21 protein-coding genes are annotated in these 21599 nt (G+C 58.6%); 20 read left to right on the forward strand and 1 reads right to left on the reverse strand.

The features are described 5' to 3' along the window. The first annotated feature begins 48 nt into the window (after positions 1–48). From Q666_RS63965 to ptsN, 10 genes are all read left to right on the forward strand, one after another. On the forward strand, positions 49–2406 hold the full coding sequence (locus tag Q666_RS63965) for a heavy metal translocating P-type ATPase (RefSeq protein ID WP_023001654.1): 2358 nt from the start codon (positions 49–51) through the stop codon (positions 2404–2406). Between the two features lie 11 nt (positions 2407–2417). After that, positions 2418–2843, forward strand: coding sequence for a Cu(I)-responsive transcriptional regulator (cueR, locus tag Q666_RS63970; protein WP_023001653.1), 426 nt, complete (start codon positions 2418–2420; stop codon positions 2841–2843). Next, on the forward strand, positions 2843–3268 hold the full coding sequence (locus Q666_RS63975) for a cytochrome c (protein WP_023001652.1): 426 nt from the start codon (positions 2843–2845) through the stop codon (positions 3266–3268). Before cueR ends, Q666_RS63975 begins: the two co-directional genes overlap by 1 nt. Before the next feature lie 465 nt (positions 3269–3733). Next, a complete protein-coding gene (locus Q666_RS0134345) occupies positions 3734–4354 on the forward strand; it encodes a ribonuclease H-like domain-containing protein (protein ID WP_031269608.1) in 621 nt (206 codons plus the stop codon). 45 nt (positions 4355–4399) lie between these two features. Further along, positions 4400–5050, forward strand: a complete 651-nt coding sequence (gene lptC, locus Q666_RS63980; protein WP_208984459.1) for an LPS export ABC transporter periplasmic protein LptC — start codon at positions 4400–4402, stop codon at positions 5048–5050. Positions 5051–5053: 3 nt separating this feature from the next. Then, positions 5054–5632, forward strand: a complete 579-nt coding sequence (locus Q666_RS63985) for an LptA/OstA family protein (protein WP_023001649.1) — start codon at positions 5054–5056, stop codon at positions 5630–5632. A gap of 124 nt (positions 5633–5756) precedes the next feature. Continuing rightward, the gene (lptB, locus tag Q666_RS63990) at positions 5757–6512 is read left to right on the forward strand and encodes an LPS export ABC transporter ATP-binding protein (protein WP_023001648.1); all 756 of its coding nucleotides are present in this window, start codon (positions 5757–5759) and stop codon (positions 6510–6512) included. A gap of 89 nt (positions 6513–6601) precedes the next feature. Further along, the gene (gene rpoN, locus Q666_RS63995; RefSeq protein WP_023001647.1) at positions 6602–8155 is read left to right on the forward strand and encodes an RNA polymerase factor sigma-54; all 1554 of its coding nucleotides are present in this window, start codon (positions 6602–6604) and stop codon (positions 8153–8155) included. 291 nt (positions 8156–8446) lie between these two features. Next, entirely contained in the window at positions 8447–9034 is a 588-nt protein-coding gene (gene raiA / locus Q666_RS64000; RefSeq protein ID WP_023001646.1) for a ribosome-associated translation inhibitor RaiA, read from the forward strand. 60 nt (positions 9035–9094) lie between these two features. Beyond that, entirely contained in the window at positions 9095–9562 is a 468-nt protein-coding gene (gene ptsN, locus Q666_RS64005; protein WP_023001645.1) for a PTS IIA-like nitrogen regulatory protein PtsN, read from the forward strand. A gap of 159 nt (positions 9563–9721) precedes the next feature. On the opposite strand, the gene mdoH is transcribed toward ptsN, so the two are convergent. Further along, complete coding sequence (mdoH, locus tag Q666_RS64010) at positions 9722–11494, reverse strand: glucans biosynthesis glucosyltransferase MdoH (protein ID WP_023001644.1); 1773 nt, start codon at positions 11492–11494, stop codon at positions 9722–9724. A 147-nt stretch (positions 11495–11641) separates the two neighbouring features. Between mdoH and Q666_RS64015 the strand changes: the two genes are divergently transcribed. The 10 genes from Q666_RS64015 to Q666_RS64055 all read left to right on the forward strand — a co-directional run bounded on the left by Q666_RS64015 (position 11642) and on the right by Q666_RS64055 (position 21598). Beyond that, positions 11642–12664, forward strand: coding sequence for a zinc-binding alcohol dehydrogenase (locus Q666_RS64015; RefSeq protein ID WP_031269605.1), 1023 nt, complete (start codon positions 11642–11644; stop codon positions 12662–12664). A gap of 38 nt (positions 12665–12702) precedes the next feature. After that, positions 12703–13101 carry a 6-carboxytetrahydropterin synthase gene (locus Q666_RS64020; RefSeq protein ID WP_023001642.1) on the forward strand — a complete coding sequence of 133 codons (399 nt, stop codon included), beginning with the start codon at positions 12703–12705 and terminating at the stop codon, positions 13099–13101. Positions 13102–13107: 6 nt separating this feature from the next. Further along, complete coding sequence (locus Q666_RS64025; RefSeq protein WP_023001641.1) at positions 13108–14160, forward strand: glycosyltransferase family 4 protein; 1053 nt, start codon at positions 13108–13110, stop codon at positions 14158–14160. After that, on the forward strand, positions 14157–14939 hold the full coding sequence (locus Q666_RS0134350) for a class I SAM-dependent methyltransferase (protein WP_023001640.1): 783 nt from the start codon (positions 14157–14159) through the stop codon (positions 14937–14939). The genes Q666_RS64025 and Q666_RS0134350 overlap by 4 nt, the downstream gene beginning before the upstream one ends. 87 nt (positions 14940–15026) lie before the next feature. Next, positions 15027–15557, forward strand: coding sequence for a cytochrome b (locus Q666_RS64030; protein WP_023001639.1), 531 nt, complete (start codon positions 15027–15029; stop codon positions 15555–15557). A 211-nt stretch (positions 15558–15768) separates the two neighbouring features. Further along, positions 15769–16017: an acyl carrier protein gene (locus tag Q666_RS64035; RefSeq protein ID WP_006933785.1), complete on the forward strand. Its 249-nt coding sequence runs from the start codon at positions 15769–15771 to the stop codon at positions 16015–16017. A gap of 3 nt (positions 16018–16020) precedes the next feature. After that, entirely contained in the window at positions 16021–17202 is a 1182-nt protein-coding gene (locus Q666_RS64040; RefSeq protein WP_023001638.1) for an acyl-CoA dehydrogenase family protein, read from the forward strand. A 2-nt stretch (positions 17203–17204) separates the two neighbouring features. Further along, a complete protein-coding gene (locus Q666_RS64045; RefSeq protein ID WP_031269603.1) occupies positions 17205–18113 on the forward strand; it encodes an amino acid--[acyl-carrier-protein] ligase in 909 nt (302 codons plus the stop codon). 11 nt (positions 18114–18124) lie between these two features. Beyond that, a complete protein-coding gene (locus tag Q666_RS64050) occupies positions 18125–19147 on the forward strand; it encodes a DUF1839 family protein (protein ID WP_031269602.1) in 1023 nt (340 codons plus the stop codon). Then, positions 19148–21598, forward strand: coding sequence for a glycoside hydrolase family 2 protein (locus Q666_RS64055; protein ID WP_023001635.1), 2451 nt, complete (start codon positions 19148–19150; stop codon positions 21596–21598). It begins immediately after the preceding gene. Position 21599: the final 1 nt, after the last annotated feature.

Genomic DNA, 21599 nt, shown 5'->3' on the forward strand with positions numbered 1-21599 from the left:
GGAGGGCCTATCTGATGAGGAGATCGAAGATCCATCAGGGCGAACATCATGCAGGATGCAGAGATCCAGCCGAACCAGACTGGCGAGGCAGGCAAGGTCACGGACCCGGTCTGCGGCATGTCGGTTACTCTTGGAAAAGGCAAGCCGAGCCTGAAATACAAGGGCAAGGAGTTCCACTTCTGCAGTCCGAAGTGTCACGACAAGTTCGAGGCTGATCCCTATTTCTATGTGTCCGGCAATAGCAGGACGAAAAAGGCGATGGAGGCGGAACAGTCCGCCAAGGGCGCACTTTATACCTGCCCCATGCACCCGCAAATCGTCCAGGAAGGTCCGGGAACCTGCCCGATTTGCGGGATGGCACTGGAACCGCAGAGCGGCGTTTCCGACGAACCCAACCATGAGCTGGTCGATTTTACCCGCAGGCTCTGGGTCAGCGCCCTGGCGGCTGTCCCGCTTCTGATCCTGACCATGGGGCCGATGGTAGGCGTGCCGATCCGCGACTGGATCGGCGAAGGCGTTGCGATCTACCTTGAAGTCCTGTTGGCTACGCCGGTAGTCCTGTGGGCAGCCTTGCCTTTTTTCCAGCGGGGCTGGGCGTCTCTGGTCACTCGCAATTTCAATATGTGGACACTGATCATGATCGGTGTCGGTGCAGCCTATCTCTATTCCATGATTGCCGCTTTCCTGCCTTTCCTGTTCCCGGATGCGCTGAAGGGACCGGAAGGCCATATGCCGGTTTATTTCGAGGCGGCGGTGGTGATTATCGCGCTGGTCTTCGTCGGCCAGGTGCTGGAACTGAGCGCCCGCGAACGCACGGGCGACGCGATCCGCGCCCTGCTGGACCTTGCCCCCAAGACAGCCCGGCGGATCACGCCGGAGGGTGACGAGTACGACGCACCGCTGGAGAATATCCTTGCAGGGGATCTGTTGCGCGTTCGACCAGGCGAGGCTGTTCCGGTCGATGGTGTGGTCAAGGAGGGTGGGTCATCCGTCGACGAAAGCCTGGTCACCGGGGAACCGGTTCCGGTCGAAAAGAACCCGGGAGACAAGGTTACCGGCGGAACGCTCAACAAGACCGGGTCCTTCACCATGGAGGCGAAGCTGGTCGGGGCGGACACCATGCTGTCCAAGATCGTCGACATGGTTGCCTCGGCGCAACGTTCACGGGCCCCGATCCAGGGGCTGGCCGATCGCGTTGCAGGATACTTCGTGCCTGCGGTACTCGGCGTGGCGGTGCTTGCTTTCGTGATGTGGCTGTTCCTAGGTCCAAGCCCTGCGTTCGTTCACGCGGTTGTCGCAGCCGTTTCGGTGCTCATTATCGCGTGTCCGTGTGCACTCGGCCTTGCCACCCCGATGTCGATCATGACGGCAACAGGCAGAGGTGCGCAGGCCGGCGTTCTGGTAAAGACCGCCGAAGGTCTGGAACGGCTAGCAGCGGTGGATACGATCGTCGTTGACAAGACGGGAACTCTTACCGAAGGCAAACCGGTTGTCGATGAGATCGTTCCGGCCGCCGGCAAAAGCAAAATGGAACTTCTGCGGCTGGCCGGCGCGCTTGAAAAAGGCTCGGAACACCCGCTTGCCGAAGCGATCCTCGGGGCAGTCAAAAGCCAGGATCTGGATCTGCCCAGGGCAGAAAACTTCGAAGCCGTCACGGGGAAAGGCGTGCGTGCACGGGTCGGTGATGCAGTCGTTCTTTTTGGCAACGCCGCTTTTGCCAGCGAAAGTGGCGCCGATTTGTCCGATCTTGGCGATCGTGCCGAAGAACTGGCTGAGCTGGGCAAGACGGTGATGTATCTGGTGCAGGAGGCTGGTGAGGCAGCCCAGCTTCTTGGGCTCATCGCCGTTGCGGATCCGGTCAAGGCAAATGCCAGGGCAGCCATCAGCGCCCTGCATGACGACGGTATCAGGATCGTCATGGCGACGGGCGATGCGCCCCGCACGGCAGACGCCGTAGCCAAACTGCTGGGGATTGACGAGGTTCACGCCGGTGTGTTGCCGGAAGGCAAGAAAAAGCTCATTGAAGACCTGAAGTCCAGGGGGGCAACGGTTGCCATGGCTGGTGACGGTGTCAACGATGCGCCCGCATTGGCTGCTGCCGATGTCGGTCTTGCCATGGGCACGGGAGCCGATGTCGCGGTGGAAAGCGCCGGTCTGACGCTGCTCAAGGGCGACCTGGAAGGCATCCTGCGTGCCCGGAAGCTTGCCCGCGAGACGGTTCGCAACATCCGGCAAAACCTCTTCTTCGCCTTCGTCTATAATGCGGTCGGTGTGCCTGTGGCGGCCGGTGTGCTCTATCCGGTCTTCGGCATACTGCTGTCGCCGATGCTGGCCGCCGCCGCCATGAGCCTGTCTTCGGTTTCGGTTATCAGCAACGCGCTGCGTCTGCGCACGCTGAAGCTTTAAGGAAAAGAAAAATGAATATCGGTGAAGCCTCCGAACAGAGCGGACTGCCGGTCAAGACGATCCGCTACTACGAGGATATCGGCCTCGTCCGTCCTCTGCGCAGCGAGAACGGATACCGCGATTTTATCGACGCGGATCTCCAGCGGCTGAAGTTCCTTCAAAGGTCGCGCAGCCTTGGGTTTTCCATCGACGAGTGCCGTGAACTTCTGTCTCTCTACGAAGACCGCAACCGGGCAAGTGCCGACGTCAAGGCGATCACCCGGGCGAAGATCAAGGAAGTGGATCGCAAGATCGAGGAGCTGCGCTCACTCAAGAAGGTTCTGTCAGAGCTGGTGACCGCCTGCCATGGTGACGATCGGCCCAACTGCCCGATCATCGATGATCTGTCCGGCCAGCATGACCACGATCAGCTGGATGAAGATGGCAGGCAGGCTTGATGAAGAGGATCTTTCTGACAGTTTCAGCGATCTTGTCCGTTATTGTGCTGGGCATTCTGTTCTGGGGGCTCGTGTCCGGAAAGGAACAACCGCCTGCCGCCAGTGGAGCCGCGCTGGTGTCGGTGCAAGTCCCGGCCCTGGAAGGAGACGCCCTGGCTGGCGAAACTCTTTTTCGCGAAAACTGCGCGAGTTGTCATGGCGACAACGCTGCCGGGCGCGATGGCATCGCGCCTCCGCTGGTACACAAGATTTACGAGCCTGGCCATCACGCCGACGGGGCATTTCTGCTTGCAGTCTCCCGTGGCGTGCGCGCGCACCACTGGCCATTTGGCGATATGCCGCCCGTGGATGGCGTCAGCCAGGAGGATGTACAAAAGATCGTTGCCTATGTACGCGCGCTTCAACGGGCAAACGGGATCAACTGAACTCGAGGGGCGGGGCGCGAGCTTTGAACCGGAGGGGTGTTTGTTGGCCTCGGCTGTCGCGCCGTCTTTCCGAACCGGTCATGGAAGAGGGATGGCCGGTGGCCGAGTGCCTGGTGCATTGATTACGACTTGGGACTGGGATTGCAATGAGCTGCCACCAGGCAATTCGTATCAAGAAATAGCATTCTCTTCACGTATCGGCATGGTTCTGCGGTCAACCGACTTGCCTCATCCCGCCGCATGTTTTACCTGACGGAAAACTTATTCGAAAAAGCGGCCTGTCGTTTGCCTGTTGCGGGCAGTCGGCAGGCAATAACATTTGCGGTCGTTCAACCTGTGTTCATGTGTCTTGGCATAAATGCAGGTGCGGTCATTGAAGATAAGAAACAGGTGGCCTGCTGGATCAGTATGGCAGGAGCACCGACAGAAATTGTGCTCGGGACAGGCCAGAGGAGACGAAACGTCATGACCATCCGCTATCACAAGGGCGATTTGCCCGATCTGAAAGCCTATGAAACGGCAAGTGCGGTGGCGGTCGATTCCGAGACCCTGGGCCTCAACCCGCATCGTGACCGGCTCTGTGTTGTGCAGCTTTCACCGGGCGATGGCAGCGCCGATGTGGTCCAGATCGCACGCGGCCAGAGCGAGGCGCCAAACCTCGCTGCGCTGATGACCGATACGGCCAAACCGAAAATATTCCACTTCGCCCGGTTTGATGTTGCGGTGCTTCAGCACTATCTGAACATCCAGGTCTCGCCGATCTGGTGCACGAAAATCGCCTCCAAACTGGTTCGGACCTATACGGATCGCCACGGACTGAAGGATATCACGCGCGAACTTCTCGGGGTTGAATTGTCCAAGCAGCAGCAGAGCTCGGATTGGGCTGCTGAAACCTTGAGCGACGCTCAGCTGGCCTACGCGGCTTCGGACGTGCTTCATCTGCACGCCTTGAAGGAACGGCTGGAAATGATGCTGGAGCGTGAAGAACGTAGTCATATTGCCCGGGCCTGTTTCGATTTCCTGCCGACGCGGGCGGAACTCGATCTGAAGGGCTGGGAAGAAAACGATATTTTCGCCCACTCGTAATGGCTTAGGTGCCAGGAGATCGGGCACACGATTTCGGAGAATGGATTGAGCGCTGTTGGCGATCATATGCACGGACATGCGGCCAGGCGACCATTGACCCGCGCCCAACGAGCCGCGCGCCGGCACAGCCTGATGGTGCGCATCATGCGCTGGCTGTTTCCTGGCGTCGGGCTGTTGATTCTGGCAGTCATGGTCGGGCTTGTGGTCTTGTTCAACGTGCTCAGCGGGCTTGGTGCCACCAACATGATGCTGACCAGCGAGGGGCTGGTGATGGATCATCCCGAACTGTCGGGTCATGATGGTGATCGCTCCTACCGGGTAACCGCCTACAGGGCGATCCAGCGCCTCAGTGACCCGCGCGTCATCGATCTTGAGACCATTCGGGCCGACATCACGCTCAGCAAGGACCAGAGCGCGCAGATTGTGGCGCTGAAAGGTACCTACAACAACGCGACGGAGAGCTTGCGGCTCTATGAAGGCATTCAGCTTGAATGGAGTGAAGGCTACACGGTCGACCTGTCCGAAGTGGAAATCGACCTCAGCAACGGGGCTCTGAAGACCTCGCAGGTCGTGTCCATTCGTTCCGATCAGGGCCGTGTCGTGGCGGGCAAACTCGACTATGATAAAGCCAAGGGAATCGTCAGGTTTTCCGACGGTATCAAGATGACCCTCAATCCTGCTTCGCAAGGACAGTAAGAGATGACTTTTCTGAAACGCATGACGATTGCCGCCGCCGCAGCCCTTCTTGCCGGTTCGGCCCATGCCCAGACCTTCTCCGATGCCTTCGCCGGCTTCGGGTCGAACGATGGTGAGCCTATCGAGATCGAGGCGAGTGAACTGAGGGTCGAAGACAACAACAACACCGCAACCTTCGTTGGCGATGTGCTGGTCACGCAGGGCGAAACCAGCCTCAAGACGCAGCGGCTCAAGGTGTTCTACGTCGGCTCAGGTGCTGAGAAGACGGAAGAAAGCGCCGTCCAGCAGAAGATTTCGAAGCTGGAAGCGGCGGGAGGCGTGTTCATCACCTCCAAGGACCAGACCGCGAAGGGCGACGAAGCCAGCTTCGACATGAACAAGGAAGTCATGGTGATGACCGGCAAGGAAGTCGTGCTCAGCCAGGGACCGAATGTTGTCGTCGGGAACAGGCTGACCGTCAATCTGAAGACCGGCCAGGCCAATCTGAGCGCCGGCAATGGCAAGGTGTCCGGCCAGGGCAGCGGCCGCGTCAAGGTGCGCATTCAGCCCAACAGTGTGAACAACGACCAAAACGGCAACTGATATTGACGGCTGGTTCGACTCGACAGTGTCGGCCTCAGACCTTATGTGAAGCCGCGGCAATGATCGGATGGACGGCGCGCCAGTGAAGAGAACGTCTTCGGAGTATAACGGATTGCAGGGAAGCATGCCGGAAACGGGCCACGATGGCGAAGAACTGTCGCAGGCGCTGGTCGTCGATGGCATCGGCAAGACCTATGGCCGCCGCCAGGTGGTGAAGTATGTGAGCCTGTCCGTGAAGCCTGGCGAAGCCGTCGGCCTTTTGGGGCCGAACGGTGCCGGCAAGACCACGACCTTCTACATGATCACCGGGCTGATCCGGCCGGATCAGGGCAAGATCTCGCTGGAAGGCTTCGACATCACCCGTATGCCCATGTACCGGCGCGCCCGGCTCGGCATCGGCTACCTGCCCCAGGAAGCGTCCATCTTCCGTGGCCTGACGGTGGAAGAGAATATCCGCGCCGTTCTGGAAGTGATCGAGCCGAACCGGCAGAAACGCCGGGAGGAGCTCGACGAGCTGCTGGCTGAATTCGGCCTCACCCACTTGCGGAAATCGCCGAGTATCGCCCTTTCCGGTGGTGAACGCCGCCGCGTCGAAATTGCCCGCGCACTTGCAAGCCGTCCGTCCTTCATGCTGCTCGATGAACCTTTCGCAGGTATCGACCCCATCGCGGTAGGGGATATTCAGCAGCTCGTGCGTCACCTGACTCAGCGTGGCATTGGCGTTCTGATAACGGACCACAATGTTCGCGAGACGCTTGGCCTCATCGACCGCGCCTACATCATCGCTTCGGGCGAGGTTCTGACAGAAGGGCTCCCCCAGGAAATTGTCACCAATCCGGATGTGCGCCGGCTTTATCTGGGTGAACAGTTTACGCTTTGATGACACGCCGCCAGCTACGTTATACACTCGGTCTGCAATCAAGAAGCAAAAAGCAGACCAACTTGAAATAACGCTTGCCTGGGAACTCAATGGCCATTTCAACCAAGCTGGAGATGCGACAAAGTCAGTCGCTGATCATGACGCCGCAACTGATGCAGGCGATCAAGCTGTTGCAAATGTCCAATCTCGATCTCGTTGCCTATGTCGAAGCCGAGTTGGAACGAAATCCGCTTCTGGAAAAGAACGACATCGCCGAAGGCGGAGGCGAGGGGGATGGCGGCAGGGACGCCGCTGCAGACGCATTTGGCGATGGCGCGGACAATCAGACCCGTCAGGGCGACGAGCCCGATACCGGCGACTGGATGCAGAACGATCTGGAAACCGGGTCGGAGGCCATTGCCTCACGCATGGATACCGACCTGGGCAACGTCTTTCCCGACGAGCCCGGCGTGCCTGCATCGCCGGACCCGGCTCTTCTGAAGGCCGGTGACAGTTACAAGAACGCCGGCAGCAGTGGTGCTTCTGAAGATTACAATCTGGAGGCCTTCGTTGCCGACGAAGCCTCCCTGGTCACGTCTCTTGAAGAACAGATGCATCTGGCGATCGGCGATGAAGCCGACAAGCTGATCGCGACCCACCTGATCAACTCGCTTGATGAAAACGGCTACCTTTACCTGGATTTCGATGAGACGGCGGAGCAGCTCGGGGTCGAAACCGAACGGCTGGAAAGCGTTCTGGCCATCTTGCAAACCTTTGAGCCCGCAGGCGTGTTTGCGCGTAACCTGGCCGAATGCCTGAAGTTGCAGCTTATTGACAAGAACCGCTACGATCCGGCGATGGAAGCGCTGATCGACAATATTGAACTGCTGGCCAGACGTGATCTGCCGGGGCTTCGCAAGGTTTGCGGGGTCGATGATGAGGATCTGGTCGAGATGATTGCGGAAATCCGCGCACTCGATCCCAAGCCCGGCAGTCTCTTCGGATCGGCGCTGGTTCAGCCGGTAGTGCCGGATGTTTTCGTGCGCCCGGCCAACGACGGCACCTGGGCGATCGAGTTGAATTCGGACACCCTGCCGAAAGTGCTCGTCAATCAGACCTATTATGCCAAGGTCATCAAGACGGCCCGAAACGAGACGGAGAAGGAATATCTCACCGACTCGTTGCAGACGGCCAACTGGCTGGCCAAGAGCCTCGATCAGCGCGCCCGTACGATCCTCAAGGTATCGACGGAGATTGTCCGGCAGCAGGACGGGTTTCTCACCTACGGCATCGCCCATTTGCGTCCGCTCAACCTGAAGACCGTCGCGGAAGCGATCGGCATGCACGAATCGACAGTCAGCCGGGTGACCTCGAACAAGTTCATGGCGACCCCGCGCGGCATCTACGAGCTCAAGTACTTCTTCTCTTCCGCCATCTCCGCAACGGTGGGCGGCGATGCCCATTCGGCGGAGTCGGTCCGGCACCGGATCAAGCAGATGATCGATGCCGAGGATCCGAAGTCGATCCTTTCGGACGATACGATTGTCAAAATTCTGAAGGACGACGGTGTCGATATTGCCCGCAGGACCGTCGCCAAATACCGCGAAGCCATGAAGATCGGTTCGTCCGTTCAGCGCCGGCGTGAAAAAAACGTGCGACTTTAAGTCCTGATGTGATCTGCCGTTAGGGCTCAATGGTGCAATATTTAAAATGTTTCAGAGATTTCCACTGAAACAATACAAGGCAATTACACGGCTCTTTTTCAACTTTGTTTCTTTAATTCATAATCAATTGACTCTTTGAGCGAGCGCAATTATAGCACCGCCCTCGTGACGTAAACAGGGGATGGCGCTTCGGCGCTGACTGGTCCATTCTGTAAGCTTGAAACGTCTCGCGTTTCAACACCGGCGGCAACGCCGGTGACCTATCGGTCAATAGAAAAAGAAGAGGTCCCCATGGCTTTGCGGATTTCGGGTAAGAATGTCGATGTAGGCGATGCACTGCGCGTCCACGTCACAGACCGAATCGAAGACGCTCTGGAAAAATATTTCACAGGCGGCTTCACAGGCCACGTTACGCTCAGCAGGGAGGGCACAGGCTTCAAGTCTGAATGCAGCCTGCATTTGGACACCGGTATTGTACTTCAAGTGTCCGCGCAGGATCAGGACCCGCGCGCCAGTTTCGATATGGCTGCGGAAAAGATCGAAAAGCGGCTTCGCCGCTACAAGCGCAAGCTGAAGGACCATCATGGCCCCAACGGCCACGACCGGGAGGCTCTGGAAGCAGCATCTTATGTGCTGGCTTCGCCCGAGGAAGACGAGGAAGTGCCGGTGGATTTCAATCCGCTGGTGATTGCCGAAACTTCCGCGAAAGTTAAAACGATGACCGTCGGTATGGCGGTAATGGAGCTGGATCTGACCGAAGCGCCGGTCGTGTTGTTCAAAAACGCGGCAAATGGCGGTGTCAATGTTGTCTATCGCAGGCCAGACGGCAATATTGGCTGGATAGATCCAGCATTGGTAGCCAATCAGGCTGCCGAATAAGGATGCGGATGGGGTCGGCTTCCTCAGGGAAGCCGGCTTCTGAAACTTGTAGGCGGACTAATGGATCTTGGTGATCTTCTGGGTAAAGACGCGGTAATTGCCGGGCTCAAGGCCAAAAGCAAAAAACAGGCAATTCAGGAACTCGCCGGTAAGGCGTCTGAACTGACCGGTCTTTCCGAACGGGAAATCTTCGACACGCTTCTTCAGCGCGAACGTTTGGGCTCTACAGGTGTCGGTCACGGCATTGCGATCCCGCATGGCAAGCTGACACGGCTCGACCGTCTGGTAGGACTGTTCGCGAAGCTGGAAAAACCAGTCGATTTCGATGCTCTCGATGATGAGCCGGTTGACCTGGTGTTTCTGCTTTTGGCGCCGGAAGGCGCTGGTGCCGACCATTTGAAGGCTCTGGCCCGTATTGCACGCCAGCTCCGCGACGGCGCTGTCACCCAGGGCATTCGCGCGTCCCATGATGCGCAAGAGATCTACGATCTTCTGACCCAGCCGTTGGCTTCTTCCAACGCGGCTTAATCCGTTTCAAAGTCTCTGACGCAAAAAGACCGGCTGCGAGGCCGGTCTTTTGGTTCGTATGCGCCACCTTGCGCCAGCAAGGAGGCTATGGACGGTTCACCTGGTGTCACCCAGCCCTCAATGGACTTGGCAGGTCCCAGTGCGCAAGCCTGATCCGTTTCAGGCCTTCGCCGGATTGGCATCGCCCTGAACGAGCCCTTGCTGCTGGACGGCGACCGCACCTTTGGTAAGCGCCGGCAGATGAAGGTCTGCGAGCTCTGCAGGTGGATTGGTCTCTTCGGGAATACGCCACAGGGTCGAACGGATCGCGATCTGGCCAAGTGTTCTGGTAGAGGTTGTCACCGCGATGGCAGCTGCCAGAAGCGGCCCGATGGCCACGGGAATGATCGGCCACACCAGATCGATAGGCTGGGTGGAAAGCCAGGCAAGACCCGCAAGTCCGAAGAGCGTCTGCGGCCAGAGCTTGCGAACCGCCAGCAAGACCGGCAGTCGTTGAACACCACGTGCCTGCGCGCCCCAGCCGATGGTTTTGCCGAACAGGAGCCCACCCATGAACAGTGAGTGCGCCACGGCCATGATCGGTGCCAGCATTGCCGAATAGACGATTTCCGCAAGAACGCTCACGACGACACGTATCGGCCCGCCGAAGGCCTTGCGAAGGTCCGGACGGGCGAGCACGTCGGCGACGGTTGCCAGTTTCGGCGCGAACACCATCGTCAGGACGGTGAAGAAGAGCAGGGCGCCAGTGTCAGGGCGATATGGCATGTAGTCGGTGACCATGCCGAGGATGGCGGCCGAAGTCATGAAGCCCAGCCACGCAGGAGAGCCGAGGAACATCAGGATAGCCAGCACCAGCTGCATCCGGCTAACGGGTTTGAGGCCAGGAAGCCCGATCAGCCGGCGGTATTGCAGGTTGCCCTGGCACCAGCGCAGGTCACGGCGGATAAACTCCAGCAGATGAGGCGGATTGGCTTCATAGCTGCCCGTTTCGAGCGGCAGTACGCGCACTTCGTAGCCGGCGCGGCGCATCAGGACGGCTTCCACCTGATCATGGGAAAGAATGGTTCCCGAAAGCGGGCCCTTCCCGGGCAGTTCCGGCAGACGGCAGCTTTCCTTGAACGGTTTGATCCGCAAGATGGCGTTGTGTCCCCAGTAGGGGCCGCAGTCACCCTGCCACCAGGCACTGCCGATGGTGTAGGAACGCATGCCAAGCCGCATGCCGAACTGGAAGACGCGGGCAAAGGCGCTGTCTGTCGGAAGGCCAACAACAAGACTTTGCAGAATGCCGAGCCGGGGATTGGCTTCCATGCGCCGCACCAGTCCGACAATGGCGTCGGCCGACATGTAGCTGTCGGCATCCAGCACCAGTGCAAACTCGTGCCGATCCCCCCAGCGTTCGCAGAAGTCTTCGATGTTGCCGGCCTTGAAACCGCGATTGTCCGTGCGCCGCCGATAGACCACCTCCATCTGGCCTTCGAAGCGATCTTTCAGCCGGGACGTCATCTGCTGCTCCTGAAGGGCAACGTCGTCCATATTGGTGTCGCTGAGAACATAAAGGGTGAACCGGTCTGCTTCGCCTGCGCGTATCAAGTGAGACACGATGGCGTTCAGATTGGTTTCCAGGCTTTCAGTATCTTCGTTGCGGACACAGGACAGCAGCGCTGTCGAGCTTCGCAGCGGCTGTGTGGGGTCGCCGTGCTCGATCGGGCAGACTGCATCAGCAGGGTTTCTGGAAAGCCGCATGATGAGGAGGCCGATCACCGCATTCCAGAAACCTATGATGGTCCAGGGCAGGGTGATCATGAAGCAGACAAGAATGAAAAGGTCGAGCGCCGTATATCCACCAGGAGAAAGCGTCAGCGTCATCAAGGTGGCAAGGCCGGCAAAACTGAGCCCGATAAGGGCCGCGAACGTCAAACGCCGTGCGGTCATAGGAGCAATTGATCCATTGAATTTTGGCATGTCAAAGACCCGAAACATTTTTTTGACTTCCAATCGGAGCGATCATCGCAATAGTGCGCATGTCAAAATGTCCTAACGTTGACAAAGGCAAGGGTTGATGACCGCAGAGGATAAAGGATGACCGCAGACGTACCGGTGACGCGCGACACAGGTAAACCGCAGGCGCTGTGGTACACCGAGCCCGGTCGATGCGGACTGGAGACTGTTTCCTTGAATGAGATGCAAACCGGCGAAGTGCTGGTCGAAACGCTCTTTAGCGGGATAAGCCGGGGAACGGAAGGCCTTGTCTTTCGCGGCGACGTTCCGTCGAGTGAATGGCAGCGCATGCGGGCGCCGCATCAAGAGGGAGATTTCCCGTTTCCGGTTAAATACGGATACGCAAACGTCGGCAGGGTCATTGCAGGAGACCCGGATCTCAACGGCTGTCTTGTGTTTTCTCTCTTCCCTCATCAAAGCGTCTTTACGCTCCCCTCCATGTCGTGCGTGCCGGTTCCCCAGGGCGTTTCCGCCGAAAGAGCCGTCCTGGCGGCCAACATGGAAACGGCACTTAATGCGTTATGGGACGGAAAACCATCACCGGGGGATCACATCTGCGTGGTCGGCGGTGGTGTCGTCGGTCTCTTGACCGCATACGTTGCCGGGCGGTTACCCGGATCAAAAGTAACTGTCGTGGATACAAACCCTGACCGAGCGGAAGTTGCCATCGGGCTGGGTCTGGAATTTGCACTGCCGGAAGATGCGCCGGCTAACCAGGATCTGGTGTTTCACACAAGTGCCACGTCGGCGGGACTGGCGACGGCGCTTGCCTGTGCCGGCGACGGTACGTCCATCGTCGAGCTGAGCTGGTACGGCGCGCATGCGGTCACGGCTCCGCTGGGAGCAGACTTTCACTGCCGCCGCCTGAAGCTTGTTTCCAGTCAGGTTGGAACGATCCCGATCGATCGGCAGGCCCGCTGGACTTACCGCCGCAGGCTGGAAACGGCTCTTGGCCTCCTGGCCGATCCTGCCCTCGACCGTCTCATCACCCACAAGGTGGCGTTTGCCGATCTACCGGATCGTCTTCCCGATTTGTTGAACAAGGCGTCAGATGTGCTTGCCGCCCTCGTCGTATATGACGGAACCAACCAAGCCGTCGTTTGAAAAGCTCTCAATTTTCCTCATGATTTCAGGATGATAAGATGTTTGCAGTTGAAGTACGCGATCACGTCATGATTGCCCACTCCTTCAAGGGAGAACTGTTCGGTCCGGCCCAGGCATTGCACGGCGCCACGTTTGTTATCGATGCCGCGTTTCTGGCCGACAGCCTTGACGCCAATGGCGTGGTGATCGACATCGGCCGGGCGCATGAAGCGTTGAAGGAGGTCCTGCAGCCTCTGAATTACAAGAACCTCGACGAGGTGCCGGAATTTGCGGGCATCAACACCACGACCGAGTTTCTGACAAAGCATATCCATGATCATCTGGCCAAGGCTGCCAGAGCGGACAAGCTCGGACGTCCGGGATCTGAACTGAAGGCGATCCGCGTGACAATCTCAGAATCCCACGTCGCGCGCGCCTGGTACGAAGCCGGGATCTGACCGCCCATGCCCGCGCTTGTCTTTGCCTATCCGGGAGATTTCAACACACCGACCGGCGGTTACGGTTACGATCGCAGGATCGTCGCCGGTCTGCGCACGCTTGGCTGGGAGGTTGATCTGGTTTCGCTTGGGGACGGCTTTCCGTTTCCCACCGAAGAAACGCTTCGGCAAGCCGAAGCCCGGCTGTCGTCGGTGCCGGAAGGGTCGCTTGTTGTCGTCGACGGTCTCGCACTTGGTGTAATGGCGGGAGCCATGGAAAGACTGCAGGACCGGATCACTCTCATTGCGCTTGTGCACCACCCGCTCTGTGTCGAAAACGGTTTGTCGAAGGAACAGGCTGAAGCTCTTTTCCAGAGCGAAAACAAAGTGCTGGCTTTTGCCCGTCATGTCATCGTGACCAGTCCTGCAACAGGCACCCAGGTTGAAGAGCTTTTCGGCATATCTTCGGACCGCATCACCGCCGTTCTGCCCGGCACGGAAAAGCCTGAGCCGTATGAACGACCACAGAACGACGTCACGAGGCTGTTGTCGGTCGGCACCTTGCTGCCACGCAAGGGCTACGATCTCTTGCTGACCGCCCTTGCAAGCCTCAAGGAGTTGCGCTGGCATCTGGATATCGTCGGCGGTTTTGAGGCGGATCCTGAATGTTACCAGGCGCTCTTAGGTCAGGCGCGTGAGCTGGAACTTCTCGACAGGATTACCTTTCACGGGGCTGTTCCGGCGCAAGACCTTGGCGACTTTTATCGCTCGGCAGAGGTATTCGTGCTCGCAAGCCGGTATGAGGGCTACGGCATGGCTTATACCGAAGCGCTTGCCCACGGTTTGCCGGTAATCGGTAGCGGTGGCGGCGCGGTGAAGGAAACACTTCCGGAGAAAGCTGCCATCTACTGCGGCGTCGAGGATGTCGATGCTTTGCGTGACGCGCTCGAAACACTCATCTCCGACCGCGAGAAACGTGCGGGATTGAGCACTGAAGCCAGAAAGGCCGCTGAACTCTTGCCGGACTGGACGGATGCGGCACGGAAGTTTGCAGACCTGTTGCAGGATACTGGCCGATGAGTGGTTTTTCACCAGAATGGCTTGCCTTGCGCGAACCGGTCGATTTGGCGGCTCGCAATGAGGACGTTGAAGCTGCATTCTTTGCGGCTCTCGGCAGTCAGCCGATGCGCATAATGGATCTCGCAAGTGGAGCAGGCTCGACTGTCTCGGCTCTTGCTCGGCATCGAAGCACTTCGATCGAATGGCTTTTGACCGACTACGATCCGGCTCTGTTGGAAGTTGCCGGGCAGCGCTGGCAGGACAGGGTAACAACGCGGCAGATCGACCTTGCGAGCGATCTGGAGGAGCTGCCGTTTGCCGAGGTTGACGCGGTGACTACATCCGCTTTTCTGGACTTGGTCGCAGAGCCGTTTCTTGTCCGGCTGGTCGATCAGGTCGTGAAGGCGCGAAAACCGTTTCTGGCAAGCCTTACCTACGATGGCCGCGCGCTTTTCACCCCGCAACTTCCCTTTGATGCCGCGTTGTTGGCCGCCCACAACACGCATCAGCTGTCTGACAAGGGGTTCGGTCCGGCCCTCGGTCCGGCCGCTGCCATGCGTGCCATCGAACTGTTTCGGGATCGAGGCTACAAGGTGGTGCAGGGCCGGTCTGACTGGCAGGCAGACAGTTCGTCAGCGGATTTCCTGAAAGAGCTTCTCGGGGGCTGGTGCAACGTCGGCAGGGAAGTCGCGCTGGACGAGACGGAACTGGCGCAATGGTGGTCGCAGCGGCAGGAACACATCACTTCCGGTCAACTCACTCTCAGCGTCGGTCACGTCGATTTCACTGCCTTGCCGTAAGACACGGGTATCCGGCTTCCTCCCGGGACTTGTTGAAACCGGGTGGTCTGCCTAAACTGTGTGCAGGCAGGAGAGGAGAGGTGCGATATGGGCGCAAGTGATGAACGCTATAGCCCGATTGCCCGGCTGATCCATTGGCTGACCGCCATTCTGGTGCTGACAATGGTGCCTGCCGGCCTTGTCATGATCCGGATCGACAGCGGCCCCTTGCAGAACCAGCTGTTTGATTACCATCGCTCGGTCGGCATCGTGTTGATGATATTGACCCTGGTACGTCTCGGTTTTCGGCTGACCCACAAACCCGCCCCCTTGCCGGAAGGCATGCCGCTCTGGCAGCAATTTGCCGCCAAGGCTACCCATGCCTTTCTGTACGGGTTTTTGCTGGTCAATCCCTTCATCGGGTGGGTGGCTACTTCCGCCTACGGCGCGGCAATCTCGGTCTTCGGCCTGTTCACCATGCCGGCGATTGTCGCCAAGGACCGTGCGTTGGCAGACCAGCTTTTTCAGATTCATCTTGTGCTCGGGCTGCTCTTCACTGCCGCCGTGGTGCTGCATATTGCCGCCGCGCTTTATCACGGTCTTGTGCGCAAGGACGGTGTTCTCGGTAGAATGATTTAAGTTTTTGGAACGAATACTCTGCGGTAATGTTGAGTGTCTTGAAAGATTTTTTATGATTGAGGAAGTGTTAACTTAACAAACTTTAATAGTTCCTGTTTTGTAATTTTTTACCATGCCCTTTAATTACAGTTTATCGTTTTTTGGCCTAAATGACGTCTCGGAACCCAAGGACCGGTTGAAGTGTAACCGTTAGAAAATGGTAAGGACTAAAATGAAACAGACCATTCGGACCCTGCTGGCAAAACACGGCAATCTGCCGGTTTCTATCGACGACGTCGCGGACGGTGCTGACCTCTACGATGCCGGTCTGTCTTCGTTTGCATCCGTCCAGGTGATGCTGGCGCTCGAGGAAGAGTTCGATATCGAATTTCCGGAGCATTTGCTGAACCGCAAGTCTTTCTCCTCCATTGATGCGATCGACGCAGCTCTTACCGAAATCCTGAAAGAGCAGGCTGCGTGATCCATGACCGCCGCAGCCAAGATCACTGCCATGGGGTTGGCAGATCGCGCCAAGCGGGCCGCCAAGGTCGCTTCCGAGTTTGCCGACAAGGTTGATGTGGAAGGCCGCTTTCCTGTTGAAGGCATGAACGCCCTGAAAGCGGAACGCCTGATGGGTGTCATGATCCGTCCGGAATTCGGCGGGGAAGGTGCAACGCTGACCGAGATTGCTGATGTTTGCGCAATTCTTGGACAAGCCTGCGCGGCCACCGCGATGACTTATGCCATGCACCAGATCCAGATTGCCAGCCTGGCGGATTACGCCGTAGGCAGTGCCTGGCACGAAGGTTTCCAGAAGCGGATCTGCGATGAGCAGCTTCTGATCGCCTCAGCAACCAGTGAGGCGGGTATCGGCGGCAACTTGCGCAATTCGATCTGTGCGGTCGAGGTCGAGGGCGACACCGTGCGCCTGACCAAGGATGCGACCGTGATTTCCTACGGCGCCAATGCGGACGCCATCATGGTGACCTCCCGCCGGCACGTCGACGCGGCTCATTCCGACCAGGTTGCGACCATTTTCCTGAAGGATCAGTACACGCTTGAGCAGACCAGCAAATGGGATACGCTCGGCATGCGTGGAACCTGCTCCGACGGCTATATTTTCAAGGCGGAAGCTCCGGCTGACCAGATCCTGCCGCGCCCGTTTGCGGAGATTGCGGCCCAATCCATGCTGGCTGTTTCCCATCTTCTTTGGGGCGCGCTCTGGTATGGCATCGCTGCTGATGCGGTTGCCCGTGGGCAGGCATTCGTGAAGAACGCTGCGCGCAAGGCTCCCGGCCAGGTTCCTCCGGGAGCACTGCGTCTGGCGGAGGCGTCAAGCCTGCTGCAGCTGGTCAAGGCCAACGTCGTTGCCGGCCTGAAACAGTTCGAAGGCTGCAAGGGCGACAGCGATGCGCTCAATGCCATGAGCTTCTCCGTTGCCATGAACAACGTGAAGATCGGCACGTCACAGACGATCCTGACAATCATCAACCACTGCATGCTGATCTGCGGGATCGCAGGCTACAAGAACGGTACGCCGTTCAGCCTCGGACGCCACCTGCGTGACGCCCATTCGGCGCAGCTGATGATTTCCAACGACCGTATTCTGGGCAACACGTCCACGATGCTCCTGGTCAACAAACAAGACACCAGTCTTTTGGGGTAATGATGGACGCGCAAGTCTCTTTTCTGGATCAGCTCTTTGCCAAAGGCGTCCTGCATGACAGCGGCGTCGACGGCCTCTATGCCCGCAGCGGCGAATTTGAAGACGTTATTGCCCGTTTCGAAAAATTTGCCCTCACATACGGTCAGGACGAGATCTCCGAAGCAATGGTGTTCCCCCCGGGAATGACCATGCAGGATTTCGAAACCAGCGGTTACATGAAGAACTTCCCGCAGTTGGCAGGAACAGTGCATGCCTTTTGCGGCAACGACCATGACCACATGGGGCTGTTGCAATGCATGGCGGCTGGCGACGACTGGTCCAAGGATCAGAAACCGACCCAGGTGGCTTTGACACCTGCTGCCTGCTATCCGCTTTATCCGATCCTCTCGCGCCGTGGCGCATTGCCGGCAGAGGGAGCCTACGTAGCGTTGCAGTCCTATTGTTTCCGCCACGAGCCTTCCAAGGATCCGGCTCGGATGCAGATGTTCCGCCAGCGTGAATACGTGCGCGTCGGTTCTGCCGAACAGACCATGGATTTCCGCGAGACCTGGAAACAGCGCGGCTCGGACATGATGGAGCGGCTGCAGCTCCCGCATAACGTCGATGTCGCCAACGATCCCTTCTTCGGCCGAGCCGGCAAGATCATGGCGTCCGGCCAGCGTGAGCAGGAATTGAAGTTCGAAATGCTTGTGCCGATCACGTCGGAAGAAAAACCGACGGCCTGCATGAGCTTCAATTACCACATGGACAATTTCGGCAAGGCCTGGAACATCCGTCAGGCTGATGGAACGCCTGCCCACACCGCCTGTGTCGGCTTCGGTCTGGAACGACTGGCGCTGGCGCTCTTCCGCCATCATGGTTTCGACACGTCCAAATGGCCTGAAGGCGTCCGTGCCACGCTTTGGGGATGAGGGGACGCAACATGACGCAAGCCGTGTTTGACCGCTTCAATGCGGCGACCTACGTGCGTAGCCCGCTCCATTCCCAGGACCGGGACTGGCCCGAAACCAATTGCTATCTTGATGTCTGGATCGAGGTATTGCCGTCGCTTGGTCTGCCGGCGGAGGCTTGTCTGTCCTACTCAGTTACTCAGGATTTTGAAGGGGACCAGTTCACCTTCTTCAAGGTGCCGCTGGAGGATCTGGAAGCGCTTTATGGCCTCAAGGTCACGGAACTTGCGATCTACGACCGGGTGGAAGCCCACGTCCGGCAACAGATCGAACGCGGCCGCTTGTCACTGGTCGAAGTCGACAGCTATTTCCTGCCGGACACACACGGCGTCGGTTATCACGAGGCCCACGGCAAGACCACGATCGCAGTCAACTGGATGGATTTTGAAGCCAGGACCATGGAATATTTCCATGGTCTGGGCCTGCACCGGCTGGAAGGTGACGATTTCGACGGGGTGTTTCAGCGCGGCGCACATGAAAAGCCGACGCCGTTCCTGCCATACACGGAATTCGTGAAGGTTCCGGACACACTGCCTACGCCGGCTCACATCCTGAACGTTTCGGAAGGTCTTCTGCGCCATCACCTGAAGCGCCGCCCAAAGCAGAACCCGATTGCTGCCTTTGCACAGGTGTTCCCGGCACAGGTGGAAAAGATCTGCGAACGCGAGTTCGGCTTCTTCCATTTGTATGCCTTCAACACGCTGCGCCAGCTCGGTGCGAATTTCGAACTGTTTTCGTCCTATCTCGAATGGCTGGTTGCGGAAGGCAGGGACGATCTGACCGAGGGTGCGCAAATGGCCAAGACCATTTCCTCCACCTGCAAGATGGTGCAGTTCAAATTGGCGCGCGCCGTCATGCGCAAGAAGTTTCAGGGGCTGGACGAAGGTTTGCTGCCGGCGGTCAACGCCTGGGACAACCTGATGCAACTTCTCGACACCCACTACGGTGATCAGGACGCACGTTTTACCCCCGTAGTCAGCGCTGCCGGGGCTTGAATGATCGACCTGGCTGAAGTGACCTGGGCGCTGTCAATGACAGAGCCCGGTGCCTTTGAAACACTGCTTTCGACGGGGCACCAGTGGGATTTCGTTCCGGCACACGTTCCGGGAACCGTCGCCGGTGCACTGACGGATGCAGGACTTTACGACCCGGAAAATCCCGTTCCACTTCATGGCAAAGACGTCTGGTATGAAGCCTGGTTCGACGCCCTGCCGGGCCGATATCGCTTGCATCTGGACGGCTTGGCGACCATTGCCGAGGTTTACCTGAACGACTTTGAGGTGCTGTCCAGCCGGAACATGTTCCGCAAATACAATGTTCCCGTGGAACTGGCCGATCGCAACGTTCTGAAAATCTGCTTTCGCGCGCTAGAGCCGCACTTGAACGCAAAGGGGCCGCGCGCCCGGTGGAAGCCTCAGTTGGCAACCAGCCAGGGGCTGAGGCTCGTGCGGACGACGCTTCTCGGTCACATGCCTGGTTGGTGCCCGGAAATCCATGCGGTTGGCCCATACCGCCCGATCTGGCTCGAACCCCAGACGACACCGCGTATTGTTGAAAAGCATATTCTTGCGGATCTGGCTCCGGATGGCACAGCCGCGCTGTCAGTTACGGTCAGGCTCGAAAATACGGATGCCGTTCCGGTGCTGACTTGCGCGGGAGCATCGGCGAAGATGAGCCTTCAGGACGACGGTTGCTATGCGGCGACCGTCCGTCCTGAGGGCGCCAAGCCCTGGATGCCACACACACACGGCGAGCCTGCTCTTTACGACGTAACCGTTCAGGCCGCTGACAATACTCTTTCACTGGGCAAGACAGGCTTTCGCCGGATCGAGGTGGACCACGGTGCCGATGGACGAGGCTTCGGCCTGAAGATCAACGGTGCGCCGGTCTTCTGCCGGGGCGCCGTCTGGACCAATGCGGATCTCCTGAACCTCTCGTCTAGCCGCGAAGCCTATCGCACTCTGTTGGAAAAAGCCCGGGACGCAGGCATGAACATGCTGCGCATCGGTGGGACGATGCTTTACGAGAGCCGCGCCTTCCTTGAGCTATGTGACGAATTGGGTCTGCTGGTCTGGCAGGACTTTCAGTTCGCCAACTACGATTACCCCGTGAAGGATGCCGCCTTCGTCGCGGAGGTCGAAGCGGAACTGCGCGATCAGCTGGATGAAAGCATGGGCAGCCCTTCACTTGCCGTTCTGTGCGGTGGAAGCGAGATCTACCAGCAGGGCGCCATGATGGGGCTTTCCGAGGATCGCTGGAAGGGGCCGCTGTGCGAGGAGATCTTGCCGGCTATTGCCACAGAGCTGCGGCCGGATGTGCCCTATGCAGCAAATTCGCCATGCGGCGGGGTCCTGCCGTTCTCCCCCAACGAAGGCATCGCCCACTATTACGGCGTCGGGGCGTATCTGCGGCCTCTGGAAGACGCAAGACGGGCTGACGTCCGCTTTGCAGGTGAGTGCCTCGCGTTTTCCAACATTCCCGTCCAGCAAAGCCTGGAAGAAGGATTGCCGGTGAAACCGGGGCATGATCCACGCTGGAAGGCACGGGTACCGCGGGACCGCGGCGCCGGCTGGGACTTCGAGGATGTGCGCGATCACTATCTGAAGCTGCTCTATGATGTCGATCCGGCCGCGCTTCGCTACGGCGATCCGGACAGATATCTCGACCTCGGACGGGCGGTCACCGGTGAGGTCATGTCCGAGACCTTTTCCGAATGGCGACGGCCCGGGTCCAATTGCCAGGGCGCACTGGTCTGGACCCTTGCCGACCTCGCGATTGGTGCCGGGTGGGGACTTGTTGATGCAGCCGGACGGCCCAAACCCGCGTGGTATGCCCTCAAGCGCGCATTCAGGCCGGTAATTGCCTGTGTCACCGACGAAGGCACGAACGGCCTTGCCATTCACGTCCTTAACGAGAGGGCAGAGGAAAAGCCGGTCAGGATCAGCATTGCCTGCCTGAGGGATGGCCAGGTGCCGGTGGTTTCAGGAGACAAGGAGCTGTTGTTGGCGCCGAACAGTGCGCAGACGCTCAATGCAGTGGACCTGATCGGAGCCTTCTTCGACGTCACCTACGCCTATCGTTTCGGCCCGCCCTCGCATGATGTAACCGTCGTACGTCTGTTCGATACGCAAACCGGAAAACTCATTTCCGAGGCGCATCATTTCCCTCTCGGCCGAGCACTGCATCGCCATTTCGATGCGCCCGAGGTGAGTGTGGAACAGGACGAGGCCGGCAGTTGGTCGCTAATGATCCGTGCCAAACGCTTCCTGCAATCGACAGTCGTTGCCATTCCCGGATTTGAGGCGGAGGATAACTGGTTCCATCTGGCTCCAGGCGAGGCGAAGTGCATTCAACTGCAACAAACGCCAGACGAAGAACGCGATGATCAGGCAGCACCCAAAGGGCAACTTACGGCCTTGAACTTCGCCGGGCGCGTGCCCTTCTGAC

The organism is Labrenzia sp. C1B70 (assembly GCF_000475395.1).
GTDB lineage: Bacteria > Pseudomonadota > Alphaproteobacteria > Rhizobiales > Stappiaceae > Roseibium > Roseibium algicola.

Coding starts and splice junctions, on each gene's coding strand:
- Q666_RS63965 (WP_023001654.1), top strand. CDS start 49: ATGCAGGATGCAGAGATCCAGCCGAACCAGACTGGCGAGGCAGGCAAG.
- cueR (WP_023001653.1), top strand. CDS start 2,418: ATGAATATCGGTGAAGCCTCCGAACAGAGCGGACTGCCGGTCAAGACG.
- Q666_RS63975 (WP_023001652.1), top strand. CDS start 2,843: ATGAAGAGGATCTTTCTGACAGTTTCAGCGATCTTGTCCGTTATTGTG.
- Q666_RS0134345 (WP_031269608.1), top strand. CDS start 3,734: ATGACCATCCGCTATCACAAGGGCGATTTGCCCGATCTGAAAGCCTAT.
- Q666_RS63985 (WP_023001649.1), top strand. CDS start 5,054: ATGACTTTTCTGAAACGCATGACGATTGCCGCCGCCGCAGCCCTTCTT.
- lptB (WP_023001648.1), top strand. CDS start 5,757: ATGCCGGAAACGGGCCACGATGGCGAAGAACTGTCGCAGGCGCTGGTC.
- rpoN (WP_023001647.1), top strand. CDS start 6,602: ATGGCCATTTCAACCAAGCTGGAGATGCGACAAAGTCAGTCGCTGATC.
- raiA (WP_023001646.1), top strand. CDS start 8,447: ATGGCTTTGCGGATTTCGGGTAAGAATGTCGATGTAGGCGATGCACTG.
- ptsN (WP_023001645.1), top strand. CDS start 9,095: ATGGATCTTGGTGATCTTCTGGGTAAAGACGCGGTAATTGCCGGGCTC.
- mdoH (WP_023001644.1), bottom strand. CDS start 11,494: ATGACCGCACGGCGTTTGACGTTCGCGGCCCTTATCGGGCTCAGTTTT.
- Q666_RS64015 (WP_031269605.1), top strand. CDS start 11,642: ATGACCGCAGACGTACCGGTGACGCGCGACACAGGTAAACCGCAGGCG.
- Q666_RS64020 (WP_023001642.1), top strand. CDS start 12,703: ATGTTTGCAGTTGAAGTACGCGATCACGTCATGATTGCCCACTCCTTC.
- Q666_RS64025 (WP_023001641.1), top strand. CDS start 13,108: ATGCCCGCGCTTGTCTTTGCCTATCCGGGAGATTTCAACACACCGACC.
- Q666_RS0134350 (WP_023001640.1), top strand. CDS start 14,157: ATGAGTGGTTTTTCACCAGAATGGCTTGCCTTGCGCGAACCGGTCGAT.
- Q666_RS64030 (WP_023001639.1), top strand. CDS start 15,027: ATGGGCGCAAGTGATGAACGCTATAGCCCGATTGCCCGGCTGATCCAT.
- Q666_RS64035 (WP_006933785.1), top strand. CDS start 15,769: ATGAAACAGACCATTCGGACCCTGCTGGCAAAACACGGCAATCTGCCG.
- Q666_RS64040 (WP_023001638.1), top strand. CDS start 16,021: ATGACCGCCGCAGCCAAGATCACTGCCATGGGGTTGGCAGATCGCGCC.
- Q666_RS64045 (WP_031269603.1), top strand. CDS start 17,205: ATGGACGCGCAAGTCTCTTTTCTGGATCAGCTCTTTGCCAAAGGCGTC.
- Q666_RS64050 (WP_031269602.1), top strand. CDS start 18,125: ATGACGCAAGCCGTGTTTGACCGCTTCAATGCGGCGACCTACGTGCGT.
- Q666_RS64055 (WP_023001635.1), top strand. CDS start 19,148: ATGATCGACCTGGCTGAAGTGACCTGGGCGCTGTCAATGACAGAGCCC.